Origin of the sequence: Methanothermococcus thermolithotrophicus DSM 2095 (genome assembly GCF_000376965.1) — an archaeon.
Taxonomy (GTDB): Archaea; AGJL01; Methanococci; order Methanococcales; family Methanococcaceae; genus Methanothermococcus; species Methanothermococcus thermolithotrophicus.
Window position 1 is genome coordinate 39,449 of record NZ_AQXV01000053.1, and the last position, 15,234, is coordinate 54,682.

The 15,234-nt window shown below is 33.8% G+C and carries 17 protein-coding genes and 3 tRNA genes; 14 read left to right on the top strand and 6 right to left on the bottom strand.

The features are described 5' to 3' along the window. Positions 1-237 precede the first annotated feature (237 nt). The 5 genes from F555_RS0106620 to F555_RS0106640 all read right to left on the bottom strand — a co-directional run bounded on the left by F555_RS0106620 (position 238) and on the right by F555_RS0106640 (position 4,653). Positions 238-774, bottom strand: a complete 537-nt coding sequence (locus F555_RS0106620; protein WP_018154438.1) for a 2-oxoacid:ferredoxin oxidoreductase subunit gamma — start codon at positions 772-774, stop codon at positions 238-240. A gap of 63 nt (positions 775-837) precedes the next feature. Beyond that, positions 838-1,635, bottom strand: a complete 798-nt coding sequence (locus tag F555_RS0106625; RefSeq protein ID WP_018154439.1) for a 2-oxoacid:ferredoxin oxidoreductase subunit beta — start codon at positions 1,633-1,635, stop codon at positions 838-840. Positions 1,636-1,879: 244 nt separating this feature from the next. Then, positions 1,880-2,653 (bottom strand): hypothetical protein, encoded by a 774-nt coding sequence (locus F555_RS0106630; RefSeq protein ID WP_018154440.1) that lies wholly within the window; start codon positions 2,651-2,653, stop codon positions 1,880-1,882. 152 nt (positions 2,654-2,805) lie between these two features. Next, entirely contained in the window at positions 2,806-4,407 is a 1,602-nt protein-coding gene (lysS, locus tag F555_RS0106635) for a lysine--tRNA ligase (RefSeq protein ID WP_018154441.1), read from the bottom strand. A gap of 172 nt (positions 4,408-4,579) precedes the next feature. Continuing rightward, positions 4,580-4,653 (bottom strand) — tRNA-Cys (locus tag F555_RS0106640). A gap of 264 nt (positions 4,654-4,917) precedes the next feature. Between F555_RS0106640 and F555_RS0106645 the strand changes: the two genes are divergently transcribed. Next, on the top strand, positions 4,918-6,108 hold the full coding sequence (locus F555_RS0106645) for an aminotransferase-like domain-containing protein (protein WP_018154442.1): 1,191 nt from the start codon (positions 4,918-4,920) through the stop codon (positions 6,106-6,108). Between the two features lie 478 nt (positions 6,109-6,586). Continuing rightward, a complete protein-coding gene (locus F555_RS0106650; RefSeq protein WP_018154443.1) occupies positions 6,587-7,972 on the top strand; it encodes a DEAD/DEAH box helicase in 1,386 nt (461 codons plus the stop codon). Between the two features lie 64 nt (positions 7,973-8,036). Here the strand turns inward: F555_RS0106650 and F555_RS0106655 are convergent, their stop codons facing one another. Continuing rightward, positions 8,037-9,377, bottom strand: coding sequence for an SLC13 family permease (locus F555_RS0106655; protein ID WP_018154444.1), 1,341 nt, complete (start codon positions 9,375-9,377; stop codon positions 8,037-8,039). A gap of 526 nt (positions 9,378-9,903) precedes the next feature. Between F555_RS0106655 and F555_RS0106660 the strand changes: the two genes are divergently transcribed. The 12 genes from F555_RS0106660 (at position 9,904) to F555_RS0106715 (ending at position 15,218) form a co-directional block, all read left to right on the top strand. After that, positions 9,904-9,991, top strand: a tRNA-Ser gene (locus F555_RS0106660). A gap of 61 nt (positions 9,992-10,052) precedes the next feature. Further along, positions 10,053-10,502 carry a 30S ribosomal protein S13 gene (locus F555_RS0106665; protein WP_018154445.1) on the top strand — a complete coding sequence of 150 codons (450 nt, stop codon included), beginning with the start codon at positions 10,053-10,055 and terminating at the stop codon, positions 10,500-10,502. 37 nt (positions 10,503-10,539) lie between these two features. Continuing rightward, positions 10,540-11,079 (top strand): 30S ribosomal protein S4, encoded by a 540-nt coding sequence (locus tag F555_RS0106670; protein ID WP_018154446.1) that lies wholly within the window; start codon positions 10,540-10,542, stop codon positions 11,077-11,079. A gap of 9 nt (positions 11,080-11,088) precedes the next feature. Continuing rightward, entirely contained in the window at positions 11,089-11,463 is a 375-nt protein-coding gene (locus tag F555_RS0106675; protein WP_018154447.1) for a 30S ribosomal protein S11, read from the top strand. A gap of 12 nt (positions 11,464-11,475) precedes the next feature. Then, positions 11,476-12,060: a DNA-directed RNA polymerase subunit D gene (locus F555_RS0106680; RefSeq protein WP_018154448.1), complete on the top strand. Its 585-nt coding sequence runs from the start codon at positions 11,476-11,478 to the stop codon at positions 12,058-12,060. Between the two features lie 106 nt (positions 12,061-12,166). After that, positions 12,167-12,529, top strand: coding sequence for a 50S ribosomal protein L18e (locus tag F555_RS0106685; RefSeq protein ID WP_018154449.1), 363 nt, complete (start codon positions 12,167-12,169; stop codon positions 12,527-12,529). A 28-nt stretch (positions 12,530-12,557) separates the two neighbouring features. After that, positions 12,558-12,971 carry a 50S ribosomal protein L13 gene (locus F555_RS0106690; protein WP_018154450.1) on the top strand — a complete coding sequence of 138 codons (414 nt, stop codon included), beginning with the start codon at positions 12,558-12,560 and terminating at the stop codon, positions 12,969-12,971. A 13-nt stretch (positions 12,972-12,984) separates the two neighbouring features. Next, positions 12,985-13,389 (top strand): 30S ribosomal protein S9, encoded by a 405-nt coding sequence (locus F555_RS0106695; protein ID WP_018154451.1) that lies wholly within the window; start codon positions 12,985-12,987, stop codon positions 13,387-13,389. 81 nt (positions 13,390-13,470) lie between these two features. Continuing rightward, the gene (locus F555_RS0106700; protein WP_018154452.1) at positions 13,471-13,677 is read left to right on the top strand and encodes a DNA-directed RNA polymerase subunit N; all 207 of its coding nucleotides are present in this window, start codon (positions 13,471-13,473) and stop codon (positions 13,675-13,677) included. Between the two features lie 223 nt (positions 13,678-13,900). Further along, a tRNA-Pro gene (locus F555_RS0106705) sits at positions 13,901-13,978 on the top strand. Positions 13,979-14,032: 54 nt separating this feature from the next. Further along, positions 14,033-14,212 (top strand): DNA-directed RNA polymerase subunit K, encoded by a 180-nt coding sequence (locus F555_RS0106710; protein ID WP_018154453.1) that lies wholly within the window; start codon positions 14,033-14,035, stop codon positions 14,210-14,212. A 70-nt stretch (positions 14,213-14,282) separates the two neighbouring features. After that, entirely contained in the window at positions 14,283-15,218 is a 936-nt protein-coding gene (locus F555_RS0106715; RefSeq protein WP_018154454.1) for a phosphopyruvate hydratase family protein, read from the top strand. Positions 15,219-15,234: the final 16 nt, after the last annotated feature.

Sequence of the window (15,234 nt, forward strand, 5' to 3'; positions counted from 1 at the left end):
AATTAGGTCTTTAGTTATAAAAATTTAATGAATATATATGGTAGATACCATATAGTCAAAAAAGTAGATTTTTTGATTTTTGAAATGAAATGATTTATTCTTATATAGTCCGGTGCATAACAATTAATACTACCTCTGACATAAACGGACTAAAATATATCTACTCAACGAAGTTGAGTAGGTATCAGATTTTGGAATCAAAACCTTTTTCTAAAAGGTTTTGCCCTATATTATAATCTAGAAATAATCGTATCCTTTTTCAAACGCTTTGATGTTCTTTTCTTCGGTTCCTTTAGGTACGCTATCAAGTATGGCTTTTTCCATGGATTCTTTTGAAACAAGTTTGGTTATTTTTGTTAATGCTCCGAGCATAACAATATTTGCAACTATCCCTAATCCTACTTCTTTGTTTGCAATTTCTGTAAATGGGACTTGATAAACTTTGAAGCTTCCGTTGTCGTAGTTTTCAGGAATGGTTACAAGGTCTTTATCGACTAAAACACATCCTCCTTCTTTAATATCCATACCGTATTTATCAAATGCTGGTTGTGACATACATACTAAAACATCTGGTACTATAACTTTAGGGAAGTCTATTTCCTCGTCTGAAATTACCACTTCAGATTTACTTGCTCCCCCTCTTGCTTCAGGACCGTAAGATTGTGTTTGAACGGATTCTTTTTTATCGTAAAGGGAAGCTGCCCTACCAAGGATAACTCCTGAAAGTATAATTCCCTGGCCACCGAAACCGGAAAATCTCACTTCTTTTCTCATTTTATTCACCTTTAATGATGATATTTTATTTTCAGTTACATCTCCATATAGGTTTTACTGCAATTAATGTAATAATTCTTTCAACTGTTCAATGTACTCTGGTTTTTCAATGTTTAAAAACTCGCCAACTACTACTTTACCATTTAATTCTTCATTGGATAATGTTTCGGCCTTTTTAATGTTAACTGAGTTTTCCTTTAAGAATTTAATCATGTCGGCAGGTTTTCTTGAAACATTAAATCTCCCATAGTATGTTGGACATTGAGATACTACTTCAATAAATGAGAATCCTTTCTTTTCCATACCTTTTTTTATTGCATTTACAAGTTGGATCGGATGGGCAGTTGTCCATCTTGCAACATAGGTAGCTCCTGCAGCTTCTGCAAGTTTACATAAATCCATATTATTTTCAGGGTTTCCATACGGTGCAGTTGTGGCTTTTTCATCATGTGGTGTTGTTGGGGAGCACTGACCTCCGGTCATTCCATATATGTTGTTGTTTATACAGATGACAGTAATATCTATGTTTCTTCTACATCCGTGTATGAAATGGTTTCCACCAATGGCTGCTAAATCACCGTCTCCAGTAAATACTACAACTTTTTTGTCAGGTCTTGATACCTTAATGCCTGTTGCAAAGGCTATTGGTCTTCCATGTGTGGTGTGGATTGAATCACAGTACAAGTACCCAGGAACTCTTGAAGAACAGCCAATTCCGGATAATGCAATATAATCTTCAGGCTTTATGTCTAATTTTTCAATTGCATTTACAAAACAGTTTAAAACAATACCGTTTCCACAACCTGCACAGAATATGTGTGGGAGTCTATCCTCTCTCATATATTTTATTGCTGGATGCATATTATCACCTTAATCTGAATATGAAATATATAGTATCTTAAATTAATGAGTGTATGACTTTATGATGATTATATAATATATGGATGAATATATCGTATTATAGAATGTATCGTACCTACAAAATATTATGATCAATAGTGTCATGTAATGGATTGATTTATAATATACTTTATGTCTATAAAAAAATATGGTAAGTTATAGATGGAACTTTAAAATAAATAGATTATTCTAATCATTTTAAAATTTATTTTTTCTTCATGGTAGCTGCAGCATGGGATAGTTCGAAAACTGCACCTCCTAAATCATTTCCTATGTCCTGCAATTCCAAAGCGTCAATTTCGATATCTTTATTTTCAATTGAAATTGTTACAGGTAAGAACTTGTACGCCAATTCTACAACATCGAAAGGTTTGCAGAATATTTCAACTGCAATCAATCCATGAAATCCTTCTTTGCTATCATCAATTTCTTTTGTTATTATTTTATTAACTAACATTTCTTCATTTAATGACATCAGTATTTTTTTGACAATATCCTCTTCTGATTTCCCTTCCCCTTCAAAAACAGCCTTTATCCTTAAAAGACTGTCTTCATCCTGAAAAGCAAATATATCATCTTCATCATATATTCCTTCTTTGTATTTATCGAGCTCGAACTCTTTTTCCTCACGTACATATACATTAAACATAACTCCGTATTTATTGCAAAATATTCGGAAAAAATCTATAATATGTGCTATAGCTTCTCCAAACTCTTTTGAGCTTATTTTTAGTTTTGAAGGCTCAACAACGTCTAAATCTACGCCATATTTTAAACAAAACTTGATATAATCTAAAAAAGAATCGAATTTTACCTTTAATTCTCCGACTTTTGTGTATAGTTCACCCTCTTCTTCATCCAGGGATAATAGTTCAGCATTGTAATTGGTTTTTAATTCTTCAATTAGTTTTTCAAATTCGGAGTTTATGATTTCTTTATCGTTTCCTTTAAACTCCTGATAGGCTACAACTTCGATCATTTAATCACCCATATGGAAAAATGGTGTTTTTAACATATTATATTAAAATTAGACCTTAACTCATTGATAAAAAAAGTATACCACAATAGTATATAAAATTCCCGCAAGATTATAAAAAAGTAATAAAATGTAAATAAATATTTGTAAGTTAGTTATCTAGAAAGACAATACCTATCTACAACAAAGTCTTTGTTTAATGAAGCAAGGAAACTTCCTAATTTAGGGCCGTATTTTTTTCCAAGTATTATCTTGTAGGATGCTTGGAATGCTTCTTTTGGATTTAATTCCAAATCCTTTGCACTGTTGTATATCAGTTCATGGAGAGTTATTGCATCGAATTCAACATCCTTTAATTTTTCGCCAAATGTTTTAATCCATTCCTTCTGTTTTTCATTTAGTTCTTCGTATATTTCCTTTGCCTTATTTATGTCTATTATTTCCAACTTTTCTCCATAGGTTAAAGCCCAGTTTCTAGACATTGAAAGCCTTGTTTTTAATCTTTCTAGGTCGTATTCATCAACTGATTCTAAATCGTAATTGTTTCTTCTGAGTATATCCATTACTCTTTCCATGTTAATTTCTTTTGATTCCATATCGTAGGCTATCTGGGCTATTATTGAACAGAATCTATAAGGCACCTGCAAAGGTAACTTCTCAGGTATATTAGGTGTTATAAGTTCGTAAAGCCTAATTTTATCCTTTTCATTTTCATTTAATTCTTCTTTTTCCGCTTTATCTTTTAATGCAAAGTAATTTCTTTCAAGTTCGTCGTAGTCATCCACCAAGTTTGAAATAGCCTTTAAATCAAAGTCTATATGTTTTGTAGGCTTACTTCTCAATAGTAAGAATCTCAATACTTCTGGATGGCATACTTTCATCCAGTCTTTAACTGCAAATACCACACCTGATGAAGATGACATTGGAACTGCCTTATCCCCAATCTTCAACTGTATCCATTCATAAACTATTTTTTCTGGAGCTCGGTAGTTGTAAATTTCCCTAGCTATCTTTAATCCTGTGTCGTATGAACCACCTGAAGCGGCATGGTCTTTACCCATAGGTTCAGCAACAACATTGAATATGCTCCATCTAGCAGGCCAGTCAACTCTCCACGGTAGTTTTGCCCTTCCTTTAAATGGTTTTACAGTGTTTTTGAAACCACATGAACATTCATAGGTTACAGTTTGATTTTCACTGTCGTATTCTATAACTTTTGTGGAGCTCTGTTTTCCACATTCTTCACAAATAACATTCAAAGGGTACCAGTTTTCAGGTAATGGTTCCTTTCTATATTTGTCCAGTATTTCCTTGATTTTGTCCCTGTTTTCAAGTGCCAAAATTATTTTTTCATCATATAATCCATCTTTATAGCACTTGTCTGCTCTGTAGGTTGTTAAGTTTATACCCAAATCTTCCAAACTGTCCAAAAATGGCTTTAAAAAATGCTCTGCATAACTTTCACAGCAACCCTCTGGACATGGAATCTCACTAAGTGGCATTCCTATGTATTTTTCATATTCCTCTGGTAGAAATGGATACACCTTTCTAAGTGGGTCGTAGGTATCTGCAACAAAAATAAGTTCAGCATTAACCCCTTTACTAACTAATCCTTTGTATATGGCATCCGCAGTTAGTGTTTCCCTTGCGTTACCTATGTGGATGTGTCCTGATGGAGTAATACCGCTTGAAACCACGTATTTTTCTGTTTCTCTTTTATTCACTATTTTTTCAGATATACCATCAGCCCAATGCAAATAATCGCCTCCTTAAAATAATAAATAATATAAAATCTAAAATGTTTTTTAAACGAACAAAATTAAACTATTGTTTTTGCATTTAATATATTGTATTTTATATATATTTGCACTATGACTAAAATTAATATTATTAATTTAAATATATAGATTATTACTAAAATAAAAAAAGAGCCAGGGAAGGGATTTGAACCCTCCTAAAGCGGATCTGCAGTCCGCTGCCTCGCCGGACTAGACTACCCTGGCACTTAACCAACTTCTGACTTATTTTACGTGATTCATCATCTGTTCGTAAGATTCACAATAAAGATTATTCTTCTAATATATAAACTTTTCGGTTGTGATTGTCTTGACTACAATTTAAGACACTAAAAGATACCAATAGCTAATAGTATATATTAATTAAAAAATTTAATATTTAAGTATATTTGATTAATTAACACACCACATGTGTAAAAATAGCTGGATATATTATTCCATTATACATTCAAATTGCAAAAAGGTGTTTAAATGACTTTGAGATATGCAGTCCGCATGAATGAAGTTAGAACTTCAGAAATTCGTGAAATATTGGAATTAACATCCAACCCAGAAATTATATCTTTTGCAGGGGGACTGCCAGCTCCTGAGCTCTTTCCAATAGATGAAATGAAAAAAATTTCAGTTAAAGTTTTAGATGAAGATGGTCATGGAGCTCTGCAGTACTGTCCTACAAGGGGATTTTTGCCCCTGAGGGAAAAAATTGCAAAAAGGATGAGTAAATTTGGGGTAGATGTAACAGCTGATAATATATTGATTACAAGCGGTTCTCAGCAAGGACTTGATTTTAGTGGAAAAATATTTTTAGACGCTGATGACGTTGTTATATGCGAAAGTCCCAGCTATTTAGGGGCGATCACTGCATTTAAAGCGTATCAATGTAAGTTTGTAGAGGTGCCCACTGACAATAATGGAATGATTATTGAAGAGCTTGAAAAAATACTAGAAAATACTCCAAATGCCAAACTAATCTATGTAATCCCTGATTTCCAAAATCCCTCTGGAAGAACTTGGTCGATAGATAGACGTAAGAAATTGATTGAATTGGCAAATAAATACAATCTACCAATAATAGAAGATAATCCATATGGGGATTTAAGGTACGAAGGTGAAATACCACCTGCAATTAAATCATTTGATAAAGAAGGAAGGGTTGTATTTCTAGGAACATTTTCGAAAACTTTCTGCCCGGGCCTAAGAATAGGTTGGGTATGTGCAGATAAAAGTGTTTTAGAAAAGTATGTTTTAGTAAAACAGGCTGCAGACCTTCAAAGTAATTCAATGTCACAGAGAGAGCTCAACGCATTCATGGAAACTTATGATCTAGAATTACACATTGAAAAACTTAAAAAAGTTTATAAAAAACGCCGTGATTTGATGATTGAAGCTATTGAAAGGTATTTCCCACAGGATGTAAAATACACATATCCAGAAGGTGGATTATTCATATGGGTAGAGCTCCCTGAACACATCAATGCAAGGAAGTTGCTGGTAAAATCGCTTGAAAAGAATGTGGCGTTTGTACCCGGGGGCCCATTTTTCCCGAATGAGGGACATGAAAATACTCTCCGTCTAAACTACTCAAACATGCCTGAAGAAAAAATAGTGGAAGGGATTAAACGATTGGGTAAAGTTTTAGATGAAGAATTATCTAAAAACTAAACTGGTAATTACATGGTTCACATGTTTTTATAGTGAGCTGTAGTACAACATATTAGAAAGATATATAAGTGATGCCAGCATAGTACAAAAGAGAAAGTTAAGGGTTTAAAAACACCAATTGATATGGATGGAAACAGAATTTTCAAAATCAATTATTTGAGAGATTAAGATTAATATCCCACATGTCTCTCATCTTTTTTAGCATGGAAACTTCCAGTACCTATTTTAAGTTTGGAAGTTTTTAAAAGTCTAAGCTAAAATATAGGAAATAATGCTATTTTATGCAATATACATATTTTAAAAGTATTATGTAAAATAGATAGGTTATTGTGTTTTTAGGGCCTTAACTCTCTTTTAAAGATTGGAGTTGTAGTAACACAGGCATATTTGTTGAATAGGAAAAATATACGAATTACCTTGATGAATTTGAATTACATGCTCCAAAAATAGTTAAAATTGAAAGAAAAGAGGAATAAGTATGGAAACATTGAGTGAATTTAGAGCACTTGGTTTATCAGAAAATATATTAAATGCATTAGAGAAGAAAGGTTTTAAAAAACCTACGCCGATTCAAGAAAAAACTATCCCACTTCTTCTAAACAGGGAACTGGATGTTGTAGGGCAGGCTCAGACAGGTACTGGAAAGACTGCAGCATTTGGAATACCATTAATTGAAAATATAGATGATACGTCAAGAACTGTTCAGGCCATTATCCTTACTCCAACTAGGGAATTGGCTATTCAGGTTTCAGAAGAGTTAAACTCTTTAAAAGGTAATAAAAGATTAAATATATTGCCGATATATGGGGGCCAGTCAATAGGAGAACAAATTAGAATGTTAAAAAGAGGAGCTCATATTGTAGTAGGGACTCCTGGAAGGGTATTGGACCACATTAGCAGAGGAACTTTAAAACTGGAAAACATATCATATGCAGTTTTAGATGAAGCAGATGAAATGTTAAATATGGGTTTTATAGATGATATTGAAGAAATTTTAAGAAATACAAATCCAAACAAAAGGATGCTTCTATTTTCTGCTACAATGCCAAAAAGAATATTGGCCCTTGCCAAAAGGTACATGGGAAAGTATGAACTTGTATCTGTAAAAAAGGAACAGCTCACCACAAATTTAACAGAACAGCTTTATTTTGAAGTATCTCCTTTAGATAAGTTTGAAGCACTGTGTAGAATCATTAACATTGAAAAAGAGTTTTACGGAATTATATTTTGTAGAACAAAACTCGATGTAGAGAATGTTGCAAACAAGCTTATAGAGAAAGGCTATAATTCAGAGGCTTTACATGGTGACATATCCCAGTATCAAAGAGAAAGAATATTAAAAAAATTTAAGGGGCAGAGAATTAACATCCTTGTGGCTACCGATGTTGCAGCTAGGGGCATAGATGTGAATAATTTAACTCACGTAATAAATTATGCATTACCACAAGATCCTGAATCCTATGTACATAGAATAGGAAGAACTGGAAGAGCAGGAAATCAAGGAACTGCCATAACTTTCATAGAACCTGGGGAATATAGAAAACTCAGTTACATTAAAAAAATAGCAAAGGCAGATATTAGAAAAGGACAACTACCTCAAGTGGATGACGTAATAAATGCAAAAAAGTCTAAAATAAAAAATGAAATTGAGAGTATCATTGAATCGGGAGACTACAACGAGTACCTTAAACTTGCACAGGACATGCTGAACGTAGATGATGCTGAAAAAGTTTTAGCCGCTCTCTTAAAATATTCATTCCAGGATGAATTGAATAAGGAAAAATATAATGAAATAAGGGAAGTTCGTACAGATAAAAGAAGAAAAAACAGACCTTTCCACAACAATAATAGAAGAAGAAGGTAAGGAAGTATTTTTACATTTTACTTTTTTAATATTTTATTTTTAGTCATTGTTTATTGCTTCTTTTTTAAAATGGCCAAATTATTGGAATTAATGTTATGCTCAAAATCGCAACTATAACTTGTAGTATCCAGCCCGCTTTTAGATAGTCTATAAATTTGTATCCTCCATACTCTAAAACTATGGTATTAGGTGGTGTGGCGATTGGTGTCAGGAAACAGGCTGAAGCTGCCATGGCTATGCCTATAACTATAGGTTCTGGATTAACACCAAATCCATTGGCTAATGCAATTCCAATTGGGGTCATTAGAACTGTGGTTGCAGTATTGGACATGAAGTTTGTAACTATTGCAGTAATTATAAAGGTAGCTGCTAAAAGGGCAATTGGACTACCAACATGGGAGACCACTATATCGGCTATTAATTTTGCAGCTCCTGTAGTGTTCATAGCAGTACCTAGTGGAATCATTCCTGCAAACAGAAAGATTGTAGTCCAAGAAATGCTATCAAATGCTTCCTTCATAGTAATGCATCCGGTAGATACTGCTAAACATGCACCTAACATAAAGGCAGTTACTAACGGTATCATCTTAGTGGCTGTCATTAATATAACGAACACAAGTATTGCAACAGAAATCCACATTTTTTCAGTACGGTATTCTAAACGCTTGTTTTCAAATGATTTTGTAATGGGGTCGGTATCTGGCAATAATCTGTAACCTATTAATGCATGGTAAAGAACACCTGCAATAAATAAAATAGCACCGATTTTGGCAAATTCAAAAAAACCAAATGGTTCCAAACCTGCGCTTTCTAATGCACTATTTACAATCGCGTTAGGAGGGGTACCAACTAGGGTCATAGTACCTCCCAAGGATGCAGCAAATGCCATTGGCATTAAAATTTTACCTGGTTTTATGTTTGCAGATGCGCAGATACCAATGACTATGGGGATAAAAACCGCAATGGTCCCCGTATTTGACAAAAATGCAGACATAAAACCTATAGTGATCATTATTAAAATTGTTAATTTAAGCTGGCTGGCATTTGCCGCTTTAACTGTGGCCCTACCTACTTTATCGGCAAACCCTGTTTTAAAAACTGCTTCGCCAATTATAAATGCGGCCATGAATAAAACTACCCATTTATTACCAAACTCTTTAAATGCATCTGCACTTGTTAGTATGTCAATACCTGGAAAACTAAGTGTAATTGGAGCAAGCATTGCAGTTATTGGTAGCGGCAAAGCATCTGTAAGAAATAGGACAGCTACCATGATAAGTATAATAATTGTCATAATGGCTTTACTGTTGAAAGCGTTCACTCCAGTGTAGGTATCGGCAAATGTTACCGATACAAAACCAAGTATCAGTGCAAATATTGAGATAATTATAAGTGCTTTTTTCACGAATTCACCCTCATTTTATAGGTATTTTTTAACCATCTTATTTTGAGAAAGTACGTTTATTAAGGTTTGTTTTAATTTTTATATTATTTTGCGTTATAAATTAGATAAAATCTTTGAATTCTGTAGCTCGAACTTTCGTTCGATGATCACAATCTTCAATGAAATTAAAAGTATAATCATACTTTATTTATTTTTCACGCATAATTTATTGTTATTTCAAAAATTTATTTACTGAATGACTACGTAAATCCGCAAACAACCAGGTGTATATAATTAGTGTATTTACAGTACTAATGTATCAATAAGTGATCATAAAATAGAAAAGGATATATACTATAATATCGTTATTTATACTGAAAATCATCCGATATGAAACACGAGGCAGAAATACGAATATTTAATTTATATATGTGTTATACACAAATCGAAACATATATAAATGAAATTGCCAAGATATTGGTTGGTAAAAAAACACGAGAAAGTGACTGAAATAATAACATACTATTAGTCTAGACATTATGATCGAGCAGAGGTAGTCTAGCCTGGAAAGGCGTGGGACTGGAAATCCCATGGGGCACTGCCCCGCGGGGGTTCAAATCCCCCCCTCTGCGCCACTTATTTTTTTTAATTTCATTATTTCAGTCACTAAACACGATTATCTCTGGAGGTGCAAACTTGACTCAGACAGAATTTAGACACAGAATTAGGATTTCAAAAACCGATGTTGAAGGTCAATATCCATTAGAATATGTTTTACAAGATATAGCAGGTATTGGTAGGGCTATGGCTAAAGCCATATTAAGAGTAACCGGATTAGATGGAAAACAACAAGCAGGTTACTTATCTGATGAGGATGTTAAAAAAATAGAGGATGTTTTATTAGATCCTGCGAAACATGGAATCCCATCATGGATGTTTAACAGAAGAAAAGATGTTTATTCAGGTGTGGATAAACACTTAATTGAAACAGACTTGATGCTTGCTGTCCAAGAGGATATAACCACAATGAAAAAGATAAGATGCTACAGAGGTATAAGACACGAATTGAGATTACCATGTAGAGGACAAAGAACAAGAGGTTCATTCAGACACGGTACAACAGTTGGTGTTAAGAGGAGGAAATAAATTAAAAAAGTAAATTAAATTAAAGAAGGTGAAAAACATGGGAGATCCAAGGAGATTAAGTAAAAAGTATGATACTCCTAACCATCCATGGATTGGAGATAGGATTAAAAGAGAACACGAATTATGTAGGAAATACGGCTTAGTAAACAAGAAAGAATTCTGGAAAATGGAAACAAAATTAAGAAACTACAGAGGTAAAGCTAGAACCTTAATTAGCGACACCACAAAACAAGGTGCAAAAGAAGCCGTTCAGTTATTCAATGTTTTAAAAAGATACGGTATATTGTCTAAAGAAGACCCTACATTAGATGACGTTCTCTCATTAGATGTTGAATGCATATTGGAAAGAAGATTACAAACACTTGTATTCAAAAAAGGTCTCGCAAAAACACCAAAACAAGCTAGACAATTCATCGTACACGGACATATAGCGGTAAACGGAAGAGGGGTTACTTCACCAAGCTACTTAGTTCCAGTAAGTGAGGAAGACACTATATCATATGTTCCAAACTCCCCGCTAGCATCCGAAAACCATCCTGAGAGAACAAATGCCGTTAGCGAAGAAGAAAATCAATAAGGTGATTAGATGAGTGAAAAATGGGGCGTAGTACATATTTATGCATCATACAACAACACGATCATACACGTTACAGACATAACCGGGGCGGAAACAATCGCTAAGATTTCCGGTGGTATGATTGTAAGAAACCAGAGAGATGAATCATCCCCTTACGCAGCAATGCAGGCTGCTTTCAAAATAGCTGACTTAATAAGAGAAAAAGGTATAGATCACGTTCACGTAAAAGTTAGGGCTGCAGGTGGACAAAAATCAAAAAACCCTGGTCCAGGTGCACAGGCTGCTATTAGGGCATTATCAAGGGCCGGAATTAGAATTGGAAGAATCGAAGATGCAACACCAATCCCTCATGACGGAACTACACCAAAAAGAAAGAATAGATAATTGGTGATCTATTTGATTAATGATGTTCAAAAAGAAAAAACAAAGATAGGGGAATCACTTAAGTTTAAATTAAAAGCTCCCTTATCTTTTTCTAGTGCAGTAAGGAGGATCATGATATCTGAAGTTCCTACTTATGCAGTTGAAAATGTATATATTTATGAAAATACTTCCTCAATGTACGATGAAGTATTGGCCCATAGATTAGGTTTAATTCCGATCAAGGGGAAACCAGTTAGTAATGATGAAGTAATAACCTTCACACTTGTTAAAGAGGGCCCTTGTACGGTTTATTCTTCAGATTTAAAATCTGAAGTTGGTGAAGTTGCATTTGAAAACATTCCAATAGTTAAGCTGTCTGAAGGGCAAAAAGTAGAGTTGGAATGTGAGGCTTTGGTAGGTATTGGAAAGATCCATGCCAAATGGCAGCCATGTAATGTTGTTTATAAACAAACAGATGAAGATGAAGTTGAGTTTTTGGTCGAATCTTTTGGAAACATGGACTCTGAAGATATTTTGAGATCCTCTGTGGAAATATTAAAAAACAAGGCAGAGATTTTTTTATATGAATTGGAAGGTTATGAGTTAAAAGACCAATAATTTTTATAGATTAAGTACTAAACAGATTGGTTATATTATCTATACATTATCAGTTGTAATTAAGCGAATGATTGAATATGGGGATTTAATGGCATAAGGTGAAATTATGAGAAAATTATTGGCTACCAATCCACAAATTGTCGAATTGGTACAAGATTTGAAAGTAGCAGCTTTTAAAAACGATGCAAAAATTTGGAAAGAAATTGCTAAAAGATTATCCAAGCCAGCAAGAAAGAGGGCTGAAGTTAATTTGAGTAAAATAAACAGATATGCAAAAGAAGGAGAAGTTGTAATAGTTCCAGGTAAAGTTTTAGGTGCTGGATCACTTAAACAAAAGGTGACTATTGCAGCATTTGCATTCACAGAAACAGCTAAAAAGGCAGTTGAAGCTGCAGGTGGAAAGTGCTTAACAATTGAAGAATTAGTTAAAGAAAATCCTAAAGGTTCAAATGTAAGAATTATGGCATAATCAGATAAAACACGAGTGGAGGTATACTATGGTTGTTATAAATGCCGAAAATGCCGTTGTTGGAAGGTTGGCTTCTTATGCTGCAAAACTTGCATTAAGCGGGGAAGAAGTTGTTATAGTAAACGCTGAAAAGGCGATAATGACAGGAAATAAAGAATTTATATTCAAAAAATACTTGCAAAATAGAACAAGAAAGAGTATAACAAACCCTAGAAGAATGGGTCCAAAATACCCTAGAAGACCTGAAGATATAGTAAGAAGAATAATAAGAGGAATGCTCCCTTACAAAAAACCAAGAGGAAGAGACGCATTCAAAAAAGTTAAAGTTAATGTTGGAGTTCCTGAGGGAACAGTTGTAGATGTTAACTTTGCAAGCAACCCAAACACGAACAAATTTGTAACTATTGGAGAGCTCAGTAAATATTTAGGAGCTAAATTTTAATTGAGGTGGTATATTGAAAATCATCCATACCGTTGGTAAAAGAAAAAGTGCAGTTGCTAGGGCAGTTGCAAAAGAAGGTAATGGAAGGGTTAGAATAAACAAAAAACCCTTAGAAATTATGGAACCAAAATACATTAAAATGAGATTAATGGAACCTATTATATTGGCAGGAGATGCTTTAAACAACATTGATATTGATGTTGTTGTTAAAGGCGGTGGAATTGCAGGTCAGATGGAAGCTGCAAGAACTGCTATTGGTAAAGCTATTGTTGAGTTTACTGGAAACATGGAATTAAAAGAGAAATTTGTAGCTTACGACAGGACCTTACTTGTTAGCGATGCAAGAAGGACAGAACCTCACAAACCAAGTAGATCTACAAAAGGTCCGAGAGCAAAAAGACAAAAATCCTACAGATAATTGCTTTTCTTTTTTCCCGAAAAGGGAACATGCAAAAGCCTTTGCTTTTGTTTAACTTTTATTTAATTTTAGGTGGTAAAAGTGATATTTCCAGTTAGGTGTTTTTCTTGCGGAAATGTAATTTCTGAAGTTTATGACGAGTACATCTTCAAATTAAATAATGGAGATGACCCCAACGATATTTTAGATGAGTTAGGAATTAAAAAATATTGTTGTAGGAGAATGTTTATATCCCATAGAGTGGAAGATGGTAAAGAGCTCTTTGAAGACATCATGAATTATAAATAATTTAATTTTATTTAATTAAAATAGTAGATGATCACTGATAAACTAAACTTAAATAGACTAAACGAAGAATAGCAGGAAATCAATGAACGGAAAATAACGAAATCCATTGGATTTCGCCTAATTCTTATACTATTTACAAATATGTGGTCAATATGTACGTCTGTAGGGCTTAAGATCCCATATTTGGAGTTTAACAAGTACATCTTTGTTTAATAGATTAATAGGGGCCATGGGGTAGCCTGGACCATCCTGTGCGTCTGGGGGGCGTGCGACCCGAGTTCGAATCTCGGTGGCCCCACCATTTATATTTCATATATCTCATAAGTAACTAAACTTAAATTAAGATGGTGATTTTATGAAATACACAAAATTCGAATGTGCAAGAATTTTAGGCGCACGGTCACTACAGATTTCAAATGGAGCTCCCTTAGTAATTGAATCTAGAAAAGGATCTTCATTGGAAATTGCAAGAGAGGAATTTGAAAATAATATAATTCCACTGAAAGTTAAAAGGCCTTCAAAGAAAAACGAATAATTTAAGTTATATTTATTTTTGTAATAATTTTAAATAATATGTGATGATTTCAACTTTCAAGGGGATTCTTGTGGAAAATACTACCACTATTGAAAGAATAAGTGCAAAAAAAGTTTTTAAAAACTCTAAAATCCAAGTAAAAATCACAACATTTACTACAACAGGGATAGGTTATGATGTGATTGATGTAGAAAATCCTGATTATGTAGTTTCAGATGTAGAAAATGTAGTAGCACCGGAATTAGTCGGATATCCTGCCCATGATCAAGACTTTATAGACTCGCTTATATGCGATACCTCAGTTGATAGTCCAAAGATAACAATGGGGGTTTCTTTAAGCATTGCAAGAGCTGCGGCAAACAGCATGGATATACCATTGTTTAAACACATTGGTGGGGTGCTATCAACGGAAATTCCTATTTTAGGCTGTTCAGTTTTGACAGATAAAGAAAATAAGTTAATAGCTATCCCAATGGTGGAGTCCATAGGGGAAATGGCATTTATATATAATAGGATTTTAAATGAACTATCCAAAAAATACGATGTTATGAACTTTAATGGAGAATACGTCTGTAAAAATGTTTTTAATGAGATGGATGAATTTAAATCTATTTTAAACAATATCGCTGATGAGGAAGATATAGACATACTAACGGGAGCTGCCATTGTGGAATATAATGATAGAGTTTCTGAGTTGGATTATCTGGAAAGCTATGAAATAGTTGAATTTGATGGGATGCTCTGCACAGATGGTATCAACGAAGAAGCAGATTTTTCAAAAATAAATCCGTACAACATGGGCACCCTTACCGAAATGTATCATTATATTAGTTATCTCCTTGAAAAGGGATTAATTCCAACAATCGAAGGAAATAAGACCTCATTTTCACACATTGGGGTTGGTTTCAGAGTACCACTTTTAAGGGCCAACATTAATTCAAATGTTCTCAATGAATTATGGAACATAGAGAGGATATTGAACAATCCAAACATGAGTAGATTTTAGAATCCATGAAACAAGA

Coding starts and splice junctions, on each gene's coding strand:
- F555_RS0106670 (WP_018154446.1), top strand. CDS start 10,540: ATGGGAGATCCAAGGAGATTAAGTAAAAAGTATGATACTCCTAACCAT.
- F555_RS0106630 (WP_018154440.1), bottom strand. CDS start 2,653: ATGATCGAAGTTGTAGCCTATCAGGAGTTTAAAGGAAACGATAAAGAA.
- F555_RS0106650 (WP_018154443.1), top strand. CDS start 6,587: ATGGAAACATTGAGTGAATTTAGAGCACTTGGTTTATCAGAAAATATA.
- F555_RS0106625 (WP_018154439.1), bottom strand. CDS start 1,635: ATGCATCCAGCAATAAAATATATGAGAGAGGATAGACTCCCACACATA.
- F555_RS0106675 (WP_018154447.1), top strand. CDS start 11,089: ATGAGTGAAAAATGGGGCGTAGTACATATTTATGCATCATACAACAAC.
- F555_RS0106620 (WP_018154438.1), bottom strand. CDS start 774: ATGAGAAAAGAAGTGAGATTTTCCGGTTTCGGTGGCCAGGGAATTATA.
- F555_RS0106710 (WP_018154453.1), top strand. CDS start 14,033: ATGAAATACACAAAATTCGAATGTGCAAGAATTTTAGGCGCACGGTCA.
- F555_RS0106690 (WP_018154450.1), top strand. CDS start 12,558: ATGGTTGTTATAAATGCCGAAAATGCCGTTGTTGGAAGGTTGGCTTCT.
- F555_RS0106685 (WP_018154449.1), top strand. CDS start 12,167: ATGAGAAAATTATTGGCTACCAATCCACAAATTGTCGAATTGGTACAA.
- F555_RS0106645 (WP_018154442.1), top strand. CDS start 4,918: ATGACTTTGAGATATGCAGTCCGCATGAATGAAGTTAGAACTTCAGAA.